A 14,551-nucleotide genomic window follows, 5' to 3' on the forward strand; every position below is an offset into this window, starting at 1 on the left:
CTTACGTGGCAACACCGACCAGGCCGACCACGCCCGGCCTCGACGACGGGCCGAAGCTGGATTTTCCGCGTAAACCGCCCGCGCTGTGGTCGGACCTGGTGATGCTGGCGCTGGCGATCGTCTCGGTTGTGCTGGTCACCTGGGTCAGCTTCTTCGACGTCTCCGCGCACACTTACCGCGTGATCGTGGTGCTCGACTACTCGGTCTGTGCGATATTCGCCGCCGAATTCCTCTGGCGCTGGCGCCGAGCGGGCTGGCCGTGGACGTTCCCGTTCATCTACTGGTACGAAGTGCTCGGCATGATCCCGGTGACCAGCCCGTTCTTCCGCGGGTTCCGGTTACTGCGGATCGTGGTGATCGCGGTCCGCCTCGGCCGGGTCGCCGATCGTGCCCTCGGTGATCGCGTGACCGCCGCGGTGGTGAACCGGTTCGTGACGACCATCGTCGATGTCATCAAGCGCCCCATGACCATCGCCATCATGGACGAGGTCGCGCAGGTGCTGCGCACGGGCCACTACACCCGCAATATCGCGGCGGCGCTGGAGGAGAACCGCGCCGAAATGGACGAGATGATCCTCGAACTCATCAAGAACGACCCGCAGGCCGGACGGGTCCGCTACATCCCGTTCCACGACGAGATCATCCGGCTCATCGCCGATACCACATTTCGCATCGTTTTCCAGGTGCTGGCCGATCCGCGCACGGACGAACTGGTCTCGGACATGATCCGCGAGAACGTGGATCAGATCCGAGACGCCGTGTACTCCGGGGTGCGCGTCGAGCCGTCCAATTACGGCCCGACGCCGCACGAACAGACCGTGCGCTACCACCTCAGCCGTGTGCCGCGTGCCTGATCTCGTCGCGCGGCGCCGCGTAACGCATTGTCTCCCAGATGATCAGCAGCATCAGCACACCGCACAGCAGCCCCAGTGACGCCAGCGCGGGCAGCGCACAGGCCACCGGAATCAGCGCGAGCAGCAGTCCGGCGGCCACCAGTCGCGGCACCGTGATGTTCCCGGTCGCGTACTGCTTGAACCCGACCAATGCGATCAGATACAGCACCACACCGCCGTACAGCGCGAACAGCGGTATCCCGGACAGTGTGTCCTTCAGGCTGTGCGCCGATTCGTCGCCGACGTAGTAGAGCACCTTCTTCAGTCCGAGTGAGAGTCCGATGATGCCGGCGATCATCGGGAAATGCCAGAAGGTGTAGGAGTTTCGGGCGATCTTGATCTGCCGCTCGCCCTCGGCCCGCTGCAGCTCGCGCTCCACCGACAGCGCCGCCACATCGAAGTACGCCCACCACAGCAGGCCCGAAACCGCGAGTCCGAGTAGGGATCCGACGGCGATCGGCCACGAAATGGGCAGTCCGGCAACGCCGATGCCGATCGAGACGATCGATTCACCCAGCGCCACGATGGTGATCAGCGCGTAGCGTTCGGAGAAATGGCTGGCCGAGTTCAATCGCCAGTCCTCACCCGCCAGCAGGGTCCACCCCATATCGCCGACGATCGCGGCGACCCACAGCACGATCTGCGTCGTCCCCGATGTCATCGCGGCGATGACGAGCAGGGTGGTCCCAATGGTGATGGAACCCAGACTCCAGCGCAGCACCTGGTTGCGCAATTGCGAATCCTCGGCGCTGGCCAGCACGTAAATGCCCAGATGCACCAGGCGCACAATCAGATACGCGATCGCGAAGACCAGCGGGCCGTACCAGCCGCCGGGCGCATCGTCGAAGGCCTCCGGAATGGTGAGCGCTGCCAGGAAACCGCCGCCCATCGCGACGAACATGGCGACCCGCGCGATGCCCTCGTCCGCGCGCACCGTATTGCCCAGCCAGGAGTAGGCGATCCACAGCCACCACATGACGGCGAGTACCAGCACCGCGCGCAGCATGTTCTTGGCGCTGGTGTCGTGTGCGACCAGGCCGGTGACCATGGTGAACGCGAAGACGAGCACCAGGTCGAAGAACAACTCGAGCTGAGTTACCGACGCATCCTCGGCCGTTGGCAGCAGGCGTGCCCGTTTGGAACCGATCATGTTGACATCGTCGCATCCGAGTGCGACAGGTGTGTTCCTATACGGCCTGATAGTTCTCGTTCTCGGTGAAGCCCTCAGCGAACTCGATGAAGTTCTGCACGACGGCCTCGTTCGAGCGGCGCATGGTCCGGCTCACCAGCATGCCCGGAACGGGGATCGGGATGTAGAGCTCGACGTGGTACCAGACGTCGGTGCCCTCTTCGCCCTCGGTGACCTCGAACCAGCCGCCGCCCTTCACCCCTCGGGTGCTGTCGGTGACCTCCCAGGAGGATCGGGTCTCGGTCCATTCGTACTCCAGGACCTGCAGATCCGAGCCGCCCATCAGCTCCGCTTTGACGAATACCCGGCGCGGTCGCAGTTCGTCGTCGCGGCTCGCGACCCGGGCGTCGCTGTAGGAGGTCGACCACTCCGGGAGCATCTCGACCGCGGCCAGTGCATCCATTACCTGCTCGTGTTCGGCGTCGACGACGAAACGGATATCGGTCTTTGTACGCATTCCATACCTCCGCCCCCGCCCAACTACATCGGCAAATTGTGCCCAGCGACACAATCGCAAGTCAACTGAGCGGGCAGTGCCCGAAGCCACATCGGCCGCATATCTCGGGGGGATCACGGTCGATTATGTACGGCGGGAACAAGTTACGGTTCAGTATTTTCGAACGAATCGCGATATCGCCGGTCCAGTGGACTTGTCGTCGGAGCTGCCGGGGCCGTAAGTCGATCGTGCGCAAGGTATTCGTATCTTCGGCAGCGCAGGAGGTAACGGGCCCGCGGCGAGCGGGCCCCATGGGTGCGTCGGCTCAGTGCGGCGTTGGTTCGATGATCGCGTCCGGGCCCGGGTAGACGAGCGATTCGTGCCCGTCGTCGAATCGCACCACATACGGCGGTGCGCCCTGAGGCCCGCGGACTTCGACGATTTCGCCGTGGCGATCGCTCTGTCCCACAACGTGGCCGTGTACGAGGAGCCGGTCTCCGACATTCGCCATCATCGCCCCATTATCGAATGGCGGTGACGCGCGTCACAAGGGTTCCCCGTACAACGCGGCGTTTCACTCGTTGCCGACGAGTCGATCGACCGCGGCCGCGATCAGCTCCTGGCTCTGCGCCTCGGTGAAGATTCCCGGCAGCGTGAGCCGGTCCACGATCAGCCAATTCAGCGCCAGATACAGCAGAGTCACCGATTTTTCGTCGCCGGGCAGTTCGGCTTCGAGATGGTTGCGCACATTGAAATCGAGATCCGCGCGCACGGCCTCGGTCATGACCGCCCGTAACTCCGGCCGCCGCGTCGCCTCCAGGCGCAGCTCGAGCATGGCCAGGTAGCCGGTGCGGAACGCCTCGATGCGACCGACCGTCTCGCGCATCAATTCGGTGATGTGCGCCCGGGTCTTCGGACCTGTTGCCAGGTCGGCCATGGTCGCCGCGCTCGGCGTCAACCGTTCGTAGAACCGCCCGCCCACCTGGGTCAACAGGTCGTCACGATTGGCGAAGTAATTCGACGCCGTACCCGCGGGCACCCCGGCCTCCTTGTCCACCGCACGAAAGGTGAGTCCGCGCGCCCCGTCCTTCGCCAACACCTCGATCGCCGCATCGAGCAGCGCTTGCCGCCGCTCCGGATTCGTCCGCACTTGACACCACTCCATCTGTAGTACTACCTTCAAACCACTCCAGTTAGAGTACAACGGATCAGGCGGTATTGATATGCGAAAACTCGTCTACTACGTGGCCGTATCGCTCGACGGCTATATCGCTGGTCCGGCAGGGGAGTACGACTTCTATCCGCTCGACGCCGAGATGACGAGCTGGATCAATGGGCAGTATCCGGACTTCGTGCCGAGTCAGGCGCGGTCGCACGTCGGGATGGCGGTGGACGAACCGAATAAGCGGTTCGACACCGTGCTGATGGGTCGCGCGAGCTATGAGCCCGCGCTGTCCGAGGGGGTCACCAGCCCGTACGCGCATATGCGGCAGTACGTCATTTCGAGCACCCTCGGCCCGATCGATGATCCACAGGTCGAGGTGGTCGCGGGCGATCCGGTCGGGCTGGTGCGGCGGTTGAAAGCCGAAGCGGGCGGCGATATCTGGCTGTGCGGCGGCGGCAAGCTGGCCGGGGCGCTGCTCGACGAACTCGACGAGATGATCGTCAAGAGCTATCCGGTCGTCGCGGGCGGCGGCATATCCGCCTTCTCGGGTGCCTTCAACCCGACCCTGTTCACGCCGACCGAGCGCCGAGAGTTCGGTAACGGCGCCCAGGTCACCTGGTTCTCCCGGGCCTGACGATCCAGCACCACGAAAGAGGTAGTCATATGCGAAAACTCGTCTATTTCGTCGGCATGTCCCTCGACGGCTACATCGCGGGGCCCGGCGACGACATCAGCTTCTATCCGGTCGGGGACGACATGTGGGACTGGATCAAGGCGGAGTATCCGGAGACGGTGCCGACCCATGTGCGCCCACATCTCGGGCTGGCGGCGGATGCGCCGAATCAGAAGTTCGACACCTTGGTCATGGGTCGAGGCACCTATGCTCCGGCCCAGGCCATCGGCGTGACCAGCCCGTACGCGCATATGCGCCAGTACATCGTCTCGAGTTCCCTCGGCCGGATCGATGACCCGGCTGTCGACCTGGTCGACGGCGATCCGGCCGGCCTGGTGCGTCGTCTGAAGCAGGAGGACGGCATGGATATCTGGCTGGCGGGCGGCGGCAAGCTCGCCGCACAGCTGCTCGGCGAGATAGACGAACTCGTCATCAAGAGTTATCCAGTAGTGGCCGGAACCGGAACCCCGGCCTTCGCAGGCGAATTCACCCCCACCTTGTTCGCACCCACCAAACGCATCGAATTCGGCAACGGTGCGCAGGTCACCTGGCTCACCAGAGCCTGAGGTCCGAAATCGGACAGATGATCACCAGGTATCGGCGCTGTTGGTCTCTCGGCCGATGCCGCGCGCAACGCATGGTGATCGTCTGTCCAGAGGTAGGGGCTAGCCGCGCAGAAATGACAGGCGCACTTGGCGGTCCGGGTTGTCGATATTGAGGTCGACCATCGCGATTGATTGCCAGGTGCCCAAGGTCAGTGCGCCGCCGATGACGGGCACGGTGGCGTAAGGCGGGATCAGTGCGGGCATGACGTGGGAGCGGCCGTGCCCGCGGGAGCCGTGGGCATGCCGCCAGCGATCGTCGGCGGGCAGCAGGTCGCGCAATGCGGCGAGCAGATCGTCATCGCTGCGCGCGCCGAGTTCCATGATCGCGATCCCGGCTGTGGCATGCGGCACGAAGATGTGCAGCAGCCCGTCCTCGCCCGCCTCGCGGGCGAACGACGCGCACTGCGGGGTGATGTCGTACACGACCTCGGATCGTCCCGTGGTCACCTCGATCACCGTGCTCTTCATGGGCTACATCGTCCTCTCGATCGGTGTCGTCTGATCGCAGGGGGGCCGCGACGGCCCGGTACATCATCACGCCGTCATCGGCGCTCTGCTCGGCACGCCGATGCGGCCGCCATCCGTGAATTGCTCGACCGCCGAGGCGCTGCCTGGGCCGCGTGCGACGCCGAGGCATATGCGCAGGTCATGGAATCCGTTTCGGTCGAGTTCGATTCGCGAACGGCCCCTTCGATACTGGCGGGCTGAGGAGGTAGGAACAAATCCGCTGGACCTCGGCCGGTACGCTGGGGTGCTGTTAGCAGCTGATTGTCGATCGTGGAGGACCCTGTCGTGGCTCTCGTTGTTCAGAAGTACGGAGGATCCTCGGTAGCGACCGCCGAGCGTATCCGGCGCGTCGCTGAACGGATCGTCGAGACGAAGAAGCAGGGCCACGACGTGGTGGTCGTCTGCTCGGCCATGGGCGATACCACCGACGAGCTACTCGATCTTGCGCAGCAGGTGGCGCCTGCGCCGCCGGCTCGGGAAATGGACATGCTGCTCACCTCGGGTGAGCGCATCTCCAATGCGCTGGTCGCCATGGCCATTCATTCGCTCGGCGCCGAGGCTCGCTCGTTCACCGGCTCGCAGGCGGGTGTGATCACCACCGGATCGCACGGTAACGCCAAGATCATCGACGTCACCCCGGGCCGGGTGCGCGCCGCGCTGGACGAGGGTCTGGTCGTGCTGGTCGCCGGTTTCCAGGGCGTCAGCCAGGACAGTCGTGACGTCACCACGCTCGGTCGCGGCGGCTCCGACACCACCGCGGTCGCGCTGGCCGCGGCGCTGGACGCCGACGTCTGCGAGATCTACACCGATGTGGACGGCGTCTTCACCGCCGACCCGCGGATCGTGCCCGACGCGCAGCAGCTCGAGCAGGTCTCCTATGAGGAGATGCTCGAGCTCGCGGCCTGCGGCGCGAAGGTACTCATGCTGCGCTGCGTGGAATACGCGCGCCGCTACAACGTTCCGGTGCATGTGCGCTCGTCCTATACCGACAAGCCCGGCACCTACGTCTATGGATCGATGGAGGACATCCCCTTGGAGCAAGCAATCCTCACGGGCGTCGCGCACGACCGCAGCGAGGCCAAGGTGACCGTGGTCGGCCTACCGGACGAACCTGGCTACGCCGCCAAGGTATTCCGTGCGATCGCCGACGCGGAGATCAATATCGATATGGTCCTGCAGAACATTTCCAAGGTCGAGACGGGTAAGACCGATATCACCTTCACCCTGCCCAAGACCGAGGGCGCGCGTGCGGTGGAGATGCTGACCAAGCGTCAGGACGAGATCGGTTTCTCGCAGGTGCTCTACGACGACCACATCGGCAAGGTTTCCCTGGTCGGCGCGGGTATGAAGAGCCATCCCGGCGTCACCGCGACCTTCTGTGAGGCGCTGGCGAACGCGGGCGTGAATATCGACCTCATCTCCACCTCCGAGATCCGGATCTCGGTGCTGGTCAAGGACACCGAACTGGACGAGGCCGTGCAGGTGCTGCACAAGGCCTTCGATCTGGGCGGCGACGAGGTCGCCGTCGTCCACGCGGGAACAGGACGATAAGCATGGGTGTACGGGTAGGAGTCGTCGGCGCGACCGGACAGGTCGGCGCCGTCATGCGAAAACTGCTGGAGGAGCGCAACTTCCCGGCCGACGAGGTGCGTTTCTTCGCCTCGGCCCGCTCGGCGGGTAAGACCCTGCCGTGGCGCGGTGGCGAGATCGTGGTCGAGGACACCGAGACCGCCGATCCCGCCGGCCTGGATATCGCGCTGTTCTCCGCGGGCGCCACCATGTCCCGCGTGCAGGCCCCGCGTTTCGCGGCGGCCGGAGTCACGGTGATCGACAACTCGTCGGCCTGGCGTAAGGATCCCGAGGTCCCGCTGGTCGTCAGCGAGGTGAACCCGGAGCAGACGCGCAATCTGGTCAAGGGCATCATCGCCAACCCGAACTGCACCACCATGGCCGCCATGCCGGTGCTCAAGCCGCTGCACGATGTGGCGGGTCTGCGGCGACTGGTCATTTCGAGCTACCAGGCCGTCTCCGGCAGCGGCCTGGCCGGTGTCGAGGAGCTGGTCTCCCAGGTGCGCGCCGTTGTCGACGACGCCGAAAAGCTGGTGCACGACGGCAGTTCGGTGCAGTTCCCGGCCCCGAACAAGTATGTCGCGCCGATTGCCTTCGACGTGATCCCGCTCGCCGGTTCACTGGTCGACGACGGCTCCTTCGAAACCGACGAAGACCAGAAGCTGCGCAACGAGAGTCGCAAGATCCTCGGCCTGCCCGAGCTGCTGGTCAGCGGCACCTGCGTGCGCGTCCCGGTCTTCACCGGCCACTCGCTGTCGGTGAATGCCGAATTCGCCGAACCGATTTCGGTCGAGCGCGCCAAGGAAATCCTCGCCAAGGCCCCCGGCGTCCAGCTCACCGACGTGCCGACCCCCTTGGCCGCCGCGGGCAAGGACGACTCCCTCGTCGGCCGCATCCGCCAGGATCCGGGCGTCCCCGAAGGCCGCGGCCTCGCGCTGTTCATCTCGGGCGACAACCTCCGAAAAGGTGCCGCCCTCAACACCATTCAAATCGCCGAAGTACTGTTGGCCCAGCGCTGACATCGACCGAACGGGCCGTTCCGATCGTGAGATCCGAACGGCCCGTTTGCTTTTCGGTCATCGAATATCGAATGTCACCGACGAGCTGAGTAGTTCGGTCAGCGACAGCCCGAATGTGCGCCGGAAGGTTTCGCTCAGGTGTGACGGGGAGGCGAATCCGGCATCGGCGGCGCAGCGGGTGAGGTCGTGTCCGGCGGCCAGGCTCGCGAAAACCATTCGGAGCCGGGCCCATTGGCGGTAGCGGCGGAATGTGGTGCCGGTGTGTGCGGCGAAGGTTCGCAGGAAGTGGGTTTCCGACATCCCGGCGGCATCGGCCGCGTGCTCGGCGCGGATGTGTGCGGTCGGGTCGTCACGAATGTCGCGGACGATGGCATCGATTCGGGGGTCGATGGACGGTTGCCGAACCGATATCAGGCGCTCCAACTCGGCGACACCGGTTCGGGCGGCGGTGATGAGAAAGGCTTCGGCGCTCGGATCGACAGCCGCGGACTGGACACTGCTACCTGATCCGGTGGTGACCCCGGCGAGCATCGCGCTGCCGGGTTCGGCGAACAGCAACGCGATCCGGCCCTCCGAGACGATCCGGGCTGGTACCCGGGCCGGTATGAACACGCTGCGGGTGATGATCGCCGCATCCGCCGCCGTCTCCACCGCGAACGGTCCGTCCAAGCTCAGGCCGAGATACCCGATCGACGTGGCATGCATCCCGACGCCCAGCTCCGGGCCGAGATATCCGGCATGTCCGGGCCGCATCCACAGCACCGGCGCACCGCAGGTTTGTGAAAGCGCGGTCCCGGTCATGTTCGTCAGGCTAATCGGTGCCCGGCGCAATCAGCCGGTGCGAGCCGCGACGACAGGAGATGAACGGATATGACAATCGAGGGAGTTGCCGCGAAGCCGAGCTGGCAGACCAGGGCTATCACCGCACTGTTGGCATCACGCGGCCAGAAGCAGATGCTCGGCAGCGCGGAAGGGATTCATGCGGCGCTGGAAAAGCGCGACCGTCGCGTCAAAGAGGTGCGGCCGCCGGCGTTCCTGCACAAGGCGGCGACCGTCACCCGGGATGATCTCGACGGTTGGCCCGTGTTCCGAGTGACGCCGACCGCCGGACCTACCGATGTCAGCGTGGTTTTCTTGCACGGCGGCGGCTTTTTCGCCGAGATCGTGCGCCCGCACTGGAGTTTCGTCCGCGAACTCGGCGCTGCCATTCCGGCGCAGGTCGTGGTCCCGATCTATCCGCTGATCCCACACAGCAGCGCCGCGGACATGGTTGCCACCACCGCCGCGATACTCGCCCGCACGATCGAGCAGCGCGGCGGCGGCAATACCGTGGTGATGGGCAATTCGGCCGGCGGACTGCTGGCACTGGCGGCAGCGCATGTCCTGCGCGATCAGGGTGGGCCGCAACTGTCTCGGGTCGTGCTGATCTCCGCCTGGCTCGACGCCACCCTTTCCGACCCGGCACTGCCCGAGCTCGAACAGGTCGATCCGTTGCATCAGCGGCCTGGAATGGCCGAGGTAGCGCGGATCTACGCCGACGGCCTCGACCTGCGCGACCCGCGTGTCAGCCCCCTGTTCGGCGCTATCGAAGGACTGCCGCCCTTGACCATCTTCTCGGGCACCCACGAAATGGTCCTGCCCGACGCCCGAACCCTCACCCGCCGCGCCGAAGCCGCGGGCATACCGGTCGACTACCACGAGGGTCCGGGCTTGCCGCACAACTACGCGCTCATGCCAACTCCTGAAGGTCGCGCGGCTCGCAAGATCATCGTCGATGCTTGCCGGGCGCCGCAGCCTGATCTGTCCGCAGTCACCGGCGACTGCGGCCCCAGTTCGAGCCGATAACGGTCTTGCTCACCGCACCACCGGCGAGTTTCTGACCGGGGATGGTACCGATTGCAGTTGTCGGACCTCTTGCCAACTCGCGACGGCCAATGCGATATCGACATCCCGGGTCGCTCGCTCCGCGGAGCGGCCCAGGACGCCGATGGACCCGGCCGCATCGCCGATCTGAACCTCGTTCGCCGGCAGGATATCTGCGATGACTGAGCAAGCGCCTTTCTGCTGCGTCAGCGGGTGGTCAGTGGGGCCGTAGTCCGTCGAAGACGATCGCGAAGGTGCGGCGGCGTTGGTCAGGGGTGGTGTTGGTGGTGTTGGCGGCCAAGAAGGTGCCCTTTACGACGCGCATGAGGTCGTCGATATCGATATCGGGTCGTACGTCCCCGGATTGTTGTGCGCGGGTGAGTAATTGGGCGATGGCGGCCTTCAGATCATGGGCGGGTTTGTGGTTTTCGGGGGCGTCGGCGCCTACGGCTTCGGCCAGGTCGCGTTTGACGGTGCCCTCGGCGACCATGCGGTCGAGGAAGGCGAAGAAGGCTTTGCCCGGGTCGGGGGCGGTGGCGAGTTCGCGGGCGTGGGTGATCATGCGCTCGATGCGGTCTACGATCGCGGCTTCGAAAAGGGCTTCCTTGGTGGGGAAGTGGCGGTAGACGGTGCCCGCACCGACGCCGGCGCGGCGGGCGATTTCGTCGAGCGGGACCGAAATGCCCTCGGCGGCGAAGGCCTCTTGGGCGGCGGCGAGTACGCGGTCGCGATTGCGGCGCGCGTCGGCGCGCAGCGGGCGCGGTTCCTCGCGATCGGTCATGAGGGCTGAGTTTACTGGAGGCATTGACAAGCGGGGCAATCGTTCCGAATGATAAGCGGGGTCAACGTTCCGCTTAATTGAAGCAGGTGTTTTCATGGTGGAGACTTCGGTGGAAAGCCCTCGTGAGCTGGTCGAACGGATGTTCCGGGAGCTGCCGGCGCGCGATGCCGACGCATTCGTCGAGCTGCTCGCCCCGGATGCGGTGTTCGAGATCCCCTTCGTCATTCCGGGAATGCCGACCCGGCTGGTCGGACGCGAGGAGATACGCGCGCATCTCGCGCAGCGCTGGTCCGGAATTTCGCGAATCGAGGTGCACGGGATCTATCCACAGGTGTACGAAACAGCCGATCCCGAGGTGGTTTTCGTGGAGAACGAGGTGGATATGACGGTGCCCGGCGCCGAGCGGGCGCGAGTACGCACCTCGGTCAATGTCGTTCGGGTCCGCGACGGCAAGGTCACGCTGTTCCGCGACTACATGGATACGGCGCGCTTCGCCCGGCTTGTGGAGAACTGACCCAGCTGGCCCGGGCGGGCCGAAATTCCGTCGCTCCGCCCGGGTGCCGACTGCTAGCCTGCGCCGATGGCGAATCCTTATCCACAGGTGTACTTCGGGGACCGGCTCGTCGACGCGGAACAGGCGTCGGTCGCTGTCGCTTCGTCGGCAGTGCTGTACGGGCTCAGCGTGTACACAGTGTTCCCGGTACTTGTGGATGGATCGGCACGCACCGCATTTCGGCTCGACGACCATTTCCGGCGACTCGAGGAATCCTGCAAGATCATCGGCATCGACCGGTTCGCCGTCGAATGGGACTTCGCCCGATTCCGCACGGCGATCATCGACCTGATTGCGGCCAATGCACCGACCGAAGACGTATTCGTCCGCGCGACAGTGCATGTCGTCGAATCGATTCCGGGCACCCGGGTCCGCGGCTGCGCCATCCAGGTCAGCATTTTCGTCTACGACGCGGTGCCGATCGTGCCGCAGGACGGTATGCGGCTGAAATCGAGTCCGTGGCGGCGCATTCCGGACAATGCGATTCCGTCGCGGGCGAAAGTCAATGGTGCGTACGTCAATTCGGTACTCGCCAAACAGGATGCCATCGACAGCGGCTACGACGACTGCATCTTCCTCGACGGCAACGGCCACGTCTGCGAACTCAGCGCCGCCAATATCTTCCTCGTCCGCAACGGCACCCTGATCACCCCGGATGTGTCCTGCGACATCCTCGACGGCATCAACCGCCGCACCATCCTCACCCTCGCCGCCGAAGACGGCATCCCGATCGTCGAACGCACCATCGACCTCACCGAGCTCTACATAGCCGACGAAGTCTTCGTCACCGGCACCTCATCCGGCACCGCCCCGGTCGCTGAAGTCGACGGCCGCCTCATCGCCGACGGCGGCCCCGGGCCCCTCACCCAAACCCTCCGCAAACGCCACACCGCAGCCCTCCGCACCGACACCCATCACAACTGGCTCACCACCCTCTGACCGCTACCGCGCAATCCGTCAGTACCTCGCGCAACGTCTACCGGGTGCGAGGTAGTCACCGGCTGTGCGACGCGCTCGATCCATTGCGCCGGGTGGGTTTCCCTCCGCGTAGGGCGGTGTGATCCGAGCGCTGCCGTGACCACCTCACGCAGCATTACTGTGTGCGAGTTCGGCGCGATGCGGCGTGCTCGCTCCTCAGCGGCAGCGGGATTCAGTCGCGGGTCCAGGTGCGGGATCGTAGGCATCACAAGTGCTCGAGGGCGGCGATGGTGCCGAGGAAGAGTTTCACGTTGTCGTGCACGAACTTGTCTCGCGGGTAGGGCAGCGCCTGCTGGATCCAGGCGGTCACCGTGTCACCGAACGCGCCGACCAGAAAGCGCGCGGTGAGGTCGATTGCGGGATCATCCGGATCCCGTTCGGGAACCAGCTGCGCCAGTATTCCGCGGAACGCGCGCGACACATCCTCCGAACGCGCAAGCCGCCGTTCGGCCACGGCCGGATGCCCATATGCCTTGGTGGACAGGATCTTTCCCTTGGCGGGCGCGGCCAAGAAGAAATCGACCATTGCCTCCACCACTGCGGTGACTTGCGCCCGATGATCCGGTGCCGCGCTCGCGGCCGCCGCACCGACGGCGCTCGAAAACTGGCGAAAGGCCAGCTCGAATGCGGCCCCGATGAGATCGTCGAGATCGGCGAAACTCTCGTACACGAACCGGGTGGACAGTCCGGCAGCCTTGGCGACCGTGCGGATCGTCAGTCCGCCCGCACCCTCGGTCGCCATCACCTCGAACGCGGCCTCCAAGAGCTGGTCACGACGGGTCGCGCGCCGCTGATCAGCCGATATCCCGCCATAGGTGCGCGCCGTGGATGCCATCCGCCAATCTTGACACATTTGTTTCCTGAATCTAGCTTTATTCGAGAGACAACTGATTCCCGATTAAGGGGTGAGCATGACCGGACTCGCCGGAGCGTCCGATCTGAACGCATCGCACGCCGACCTACCCGGCCTGAGCAAGGACTCGCTGACTGCCCGCCTCGCCGCGGACTGGCGGCTCGTCATGCTCGCCCCGAGCGCACTGTTACTGCAGGTCGCGCATCCGGTAATCGGCTCGGGTGTGGCCGAACACTCGATCTTCAAGACCGATCCGATCGGCCGCTTCGACCGCTCGTACTGGCCCACCCTCGCCCTGGCCTTCTACGGCGACGAGTCCGCCGGCTACGGCCGCGATATCCGCGCCATGCACAAGGGCATCGGCGGCATCGATCACGTGGGTCGGCGCTATCACGCCTGGGAACCCGAGGCCTACTTCTTCGTCCTCGCCACCGCACACTGGGCCACCGAAATCGTCGCGACCCGTTTCGGATCCGGACTCACCGAGTCGCAGCGCGCCGACCTGTACGACGGCTGGCGGCACACCGCATTACTGGCCGGACTCCCGGAACGCGCTGTGCCCGAGGATCTTCCCGCCTTCGAGGCATGGTTCGACCGGGTCCTGCGCGAGCGACTCGAATATCACCCGAGCGTCGACGATGTGCTGGAGACGATGTCTCGGCCGCCGGTGCAAGCGCCGATCCCGGTTTGGCTGTGGAAGCTCGTCATGTGGCGAATCGTCGGACCGTTGGCGGTCTGGGTGAATACCGGTGTGCTGCCGCCGATCCTGCGCGAGCGGCTCGGCCTCGATTGGACCGCGCGCGACGAGCGCTGGTTGCGTCGCTACGCCGTCGTGATCCGCGGCGTAGATCGAGTGCTGCCACGACCGGTCCGCACCATCACACGCGTCGTCGCGCTGCACCGAAAAGAGCGGATCATGAACAACATTCGACGTGCGGCGGAGGCGGCGTGAGCAACAGTGCGGAAAGCAGCATTGTGCACCGGCCGAATCCACTGAACAGCCCCATGCCCGACGGTCCGCTGCCGCCGCATGTGGACGGCTGCTTCGGCTGCGGACCACGGAATCCGGCGGCCGCCGGTATCGCATTGAATCTCGAAAACGACCGCATCATCGGCCATTTCACCCTTGATGAACCCCACCAAGGTGCACCGGGCGTCGCGCATGGCGGGGTCATCGCTGCGATCCTCGACGAGGCATCCGGCACGGTGCCGACTACCATGTGCGTCCCAGCGGTCACCGCCAAGCTCGAGGTGAACTATGTGCGTCCCGCACCGCTGCACCGCCCGATGATCGTGACCGCGATCCTCGATCGGCGCGAAGGTGAGCGCAAACTGCATATCCACGCTCGCCTCGAACACGACGGTGAACTGGTCGCCGCGGGCAATGCCCTGTTCATCGCGGTCTCACCGGATCACTTCTTCGCGCAGGGTGCGAAGGAAGGCGATATCCCTTTCTTCGGCGTGTGA

Annotated in this window: 18 protein-coding genes; 10 read left to right on the plus strand and 8 right to left on the minus strand. The window is 65.2% G+C overall.

The genetic code is table 11. The features are described from left to right. Positions 1-5 precede the first annotated feature (5 nt). Positions 6-854, plus strand: coding sequence for an ion transporter (locus ACIBW7_RS03965; RefSeq protein WP_397043779.1), 849 nt, complete (start codon positions 6-8; stop codon positions 852-854). On the opposite strand, the gene ACIBW7_RS03970 is transcribed toward ACIBW7_RS03965, so the two are convergent. The 4 genes from ACIBW7_RS03970 to ACIBW7_RS03985 form a co-directional block, all read right to left on the minus strand. After that, positions 832-2,043: a low temperature requirement protein A gene (locus ACIBW7_RS03970; protein WP_397043781.1), complete on the minus strand. Its 1,212-nt coding sequence runs from the start codon at positions 2,041-2,043 to the stop codon at positions 832-834. The two genes, ACIBW7_RS03965 and ACIBW7_RS03970, sit on opposite strands and share 23 nt — an antisense overlap. A 37-nt stretch (positions 2,044-2,080) precedes the next feature. Beyond that, positions 2,081-2,539 (minus strand): SRPBCC family protein, encoded by a 459-nt coding sequence (locus tag ACIBW7_RS03975; RefSeq protein WP_397043783.1) that lies wholly within the window; start codon positions 2,537-2,539, stop codon positions 2,081-2,083. A 304-nt stretch (positions 2,540-2,843) separates the two neighbouring features. Continuing rightward, a complete protein-coding gene (locus ACIBW7_RS03980; RefSeq protein ID WP_040686020.1) occupies positions 2,844-3,032 on the minus strand; it encodes a DUF1918 domain-containing protein in 189 nt (62 codons plus the stop codon). Positions 3,033-3,092: 60 nt separating this feature from the next. Continuing rightward, positions 3,093-3,683, minus strand: a complete 591-nt coding sequence (locus ACIBW7_RS03985; RefSeq protein ID WP_397043785.1) for a TetR/AcrR family transcriptional regulator — start codon at positions 3,681-3,683, stop codon at positions 3,093-3,095. 58 nt (positions 3,684-3,741) lie between these two features. Here ACIBW7_RS03985 and ACIBW7_RS03990 point away from each other — a divergent pair, with 58 nt between their 5' ends. Together ACIBW7_RS03990 and ACIBW7_RS03995 are read left to right on the plus strand one after the other, a co-directional pair. Beyond that, positions 3,742-4,317, plus strand: coding sequence for a dihydrofolate reductase family protein (locus tag ACIBW7_RS03990; protein WP_397043787.1), 576 nt, complete (start codon positions 3,742-3,744; stop codon positions 4,315-4,317). 29 nt (positions 4,318-4,346) lie between these two features. After that, complete coding sequence (locus ACIBW7_RS03995) at positions 4,347-4,922, plus strand: dihydrofolate reductase family protein (RefSeq protein ID WP_397043788.1); 576 nt, start codon at positions 4,347-4,349, stop codon at positions 4,920-4,922. A gap of 99 nt (positions 4,923-5,021) precedes the next feature. On the opposite strand, the gene ACIBW7_RS04000 is transcribed toward ACIBW7_RS03995, so the two are convergent. Beyond that, on the minus strand, positions 5,022-5,429 hold the full coding sequence (locus ACIBW7_RS04000) for a secondary thiamine-phosphate synthase enzyme YjbQ (protein WP_397043790.1): 408 nt from the start codon (positions 5,427-5,429) through the stop codon (positions 5,022-5,024). Between the two features lie 324 nt (positions 5,430-5,753). Here ACIBW7_RS04000 and ACIBW7_RS04005 point away from each other — a divergent pair, with 324 nt between their 5' ends. After that, on the plus strand, positions 5,754-7,019 hold the full coding sequence (locus ACIBW7_RS04005; RefSeq protein ID WP_327094449.1) for an aspartate kinase: 1,266 nt from the start codon (positions 5,754-5,756) through the stop codon (positions 7,017-7,019). A gap of 2 nt (positions 7,020-7,021) precedes the next feature. Beyond that, positions 7,022-8,056 (plus strand): aspartate-semialdehyde dehydrogenase, encoded by a 1,035-nt coding sequence (locus ACIBW7_RS04010; RefSeq protein WP_397043793.1) that lies wholly within the window; start codon positions 7,022-7,024, stop codon positions 8,054-8,056. Positions 8,057-8,113: 57 nt separating this feature from the next. Here ACIBW7_RS04010 and ACIBW7_RS04015 read toward each other — a convergent pair whose 3' ends face one another. Then, a complete protein-coding gene (locus tag ACIBW7_RS04015; RefSeq protein WP_397043795.1) occupies positions 8,114-8,857 on the minus strand; it encodes a helix-turn-helix domain-containing protein in 744 nt (247 codons plus the stop codon). Positions 8,858-8,926: 69 nt separating this feature from the next. Here ACIBW7_RS04015 and ACIBW7_RS04020 point away from each other — a divergent pair, with 69 nt between their 5' ends. Then, positions 8,927-9,901: an alpha/beta fold hydrolase gene (locus ACIBW7_RS04020; protein WP_397043797.1), complete on the plus strand. Its 975-nt coding sequence runs from the start codon at positions 8,927-8,929 to the stop codon at positions 9,899-9,901. 235 nt (positions 9,902-10,136) lie between these two features. Here the strand turns inward: ACIBW7_RS04020 and ACIBW7_RS04025 are convergent, their stop codons facing one another. After that, positions 10,137-10,700: a TetR/AcrR family transcriptional regulator gene (locus ACIBW7_RS04025; RefSeq protein ID WP_397043799.1), complete on the minus strand. Its 564-nt coding sequence runs from the start codon at positions 10,698-10,700 to the stop codon at positions 10,137-10,139. Positions 10,701-10,794: 94 nt separating this feature from the next. Between ACIBW7_RS04025 and ACIBW7_RS04030 the strand changes: the two genes are divergently transcribed. Together ACIBW7_RS04030 and ACIBW7_RS04035 are read left to right on the plus strand one after the other, a co-directional pair. Beyond that, on the plus strand, positions 10,795-11,214 hold the full coding sequence (locus ACIBW7_RS04030) for a nuclear transport factor 2 family protein (RefSeq protein ID WP_397043801.1): 420 nt from the start codon (positions 10,795-10,797) through the stop codon (positions 11,212-11,214). Between the two features lie 66 nt (positions 11,215-11,280). After that, on the plus strand, positions 11,281-12,192 hold the full coding sequence (locus ACIBW7_RS04035) for an aminotransferase class IV (RefSeq protein ID WP_397043803.1): 912 nt from the start codon (positions 11,281-11,283) through the stop codon (positions 12,190-12,192). 244 nt (positions 12,193-12,436) lie between these two features. Here ACIBW7_RS04035 and ACIBW7_RS04040 read toward each other — a convergent pair whose 3' ends face one another. After that, positions 12,437-13,066, minus strand: coding sequence for a TetR/AcrR family transcriptional regulator (locus ACIBW7_RS04040; RefSeq protein WP_397043804.1), 630 nt, complete (start codon positions 13,064-13,066; stop codon positions 12,437-12,439). A 76-nt stretch (positions 13,067-13,142) separates the two neighbouring features. Here ACIBW7_RS04040 and ACIBW7_RS04045 point away from each other — a divergent pair, with 76 nt between their 5' ends. Next, positions 13,143-14,036: an oxygenase MpaB family protein gene (locus ACIBW7_RS04045; RefSeq protein ID WP_397043805.1), complete on the plus strand. Its 894-nt coding sequence runs from the start codon at positions 13,143-13,145 to the stop codon at positions 14,034-14,036. Next, positions 14,033-14,551: a PaaI family thioesterase gene (locus ACIBW7_RS04050; protein WP_397043807.1), complete on the plus strand. Its 519-nt coding sequence runs from the start codon at positions 14,033-14,035 to the stop codon at positions 14,549-14,551. Before ACIBW7_RS04045 ends, ACIBW7_RS04050 begins: the two co-directional genes overlap by 4 nt.

The sequence above is a fragment of the Nocardia sp. NPDC049526 genome, from assembly GCF_044465765.1.
Classification (GTDB): domain Bacteria; phylum Actinomycetota; class Actinomycetes; order Mycobacteriales; family Mycobacteriaceae; genus Nocardia.

Excerpts from the sequence above, each read along its gene's own strand:
- ACIBW7_RS04035 (WP_397043803.1), top strand. The coding sequence starts at position 11,281 with ATGGCGAATCCTTATCCACAGGTGTACTTCGGGGACCGGCTCGTCGAC.
- ACIBW7_RS03995 (WP_397043788.1), top strand. The coding sequence starts at position 4,347 with ATGCGAAAACTCGTCTATTTCGTCGGCATGTCCCTCGACGGCTACATC.
- ACIBW7_RS03985 (WP_397043785.1), bottom strand. The coding sequence starts at position 3,683 with ATGGAGTGGTGTCAAGTGCGGACGAATCCGGAGCGGCGGCAAGCGCTG.
- ACIBW7_RS04020 (WP_397043797.1), top strand. The coding sequence starts at position 8,927 with ATGACAATCGAGGGAGTTGCCGCGAAGCCGAGCTGGCAGACCAGGGCT.
- ACIBW7_RS04025 (WP_397043799.1), bottom strand. The coding sequence starts at position 10,700 with ATGACCGATCGCGAGGAACCGCGCCCGCTGCGCGCCGACGCGCGCCGC.
- ACIBW7_RS04030 (WP_397043801.1), top strand. The coding sequence starts at position 10,795 with ATGGTGGAGACTTCGGTGGAAAGCCCTCGTGAGCTGGTCGAACGGATG.
- ACIBW7_RS04010 (WP_397043793.1), top strand. The coding sequence starts at position 7,022 with ATGGGTGTACGGGTAGGAGTCGTCGGCGCGACCGGACAGGTCGGCGCC.
- ACIBW7_RS03970 (WP_397043781.1), bottom strand. The coding sequence starts at position 2,043 with ATGATCGGTTCCAAACGGGCACGCCTGCTGCCAACGGCCGAGGATGCG.
- ACIBW7_RS03975 (WP_397043783.1), bottom strand. The coding sequence starts at position 2,539 with ATGCGTACAAAGACCGATATCCGTTTCGTCGTCGACGCCGAACACGAG.
- ACIBW7_RS03980 (WP_040686020.1), bottom strand. The coding sequence starts at position 3,032 with ATGATGGCGAATGTCGGAGACCGGCTCCTCGTACACGGCCACGTTGTG.
- ACIBW7_RS03990 (WP_397043787.1), top strand. The coding sequence starts at position 3,742 with ATGCGAAAACTCGTCTACTACGTGGCCGTATCGCTCGACGGCTATATC.
- ACIBW7_RS04045 (WP_397043805.1), top strand. The coding sequence starts at position 13,143 with ATGACCGGACTCGCCGGAGCGTCCGATCTGAACGCATCGCACGCCGAC.
- ACIBW7_RS04000 (WP_397043790.1), bottom strand. The coding sequence starts at position 5,429 with ATGAAGAGCACGGTGATCGAGGTGACCACGGGACGATCCGAGGTCGTG.
- ACIBW7_RS04040 (WP_397043804.1), bottom strand. The coding sequence starts at position 13,066 with ATGGCATCCACGGCGCGCACCTATGGCGGGATATCGGCTGATCAGCGG.
- ACIBW7_RS04015 (WP_397043795.1), bottom strand. The coding sequence starts at position 8,857 with ATGACCGGGACCGCGCTTTCACAAACCTGCGGTGCGCCGGTGCTGTGG.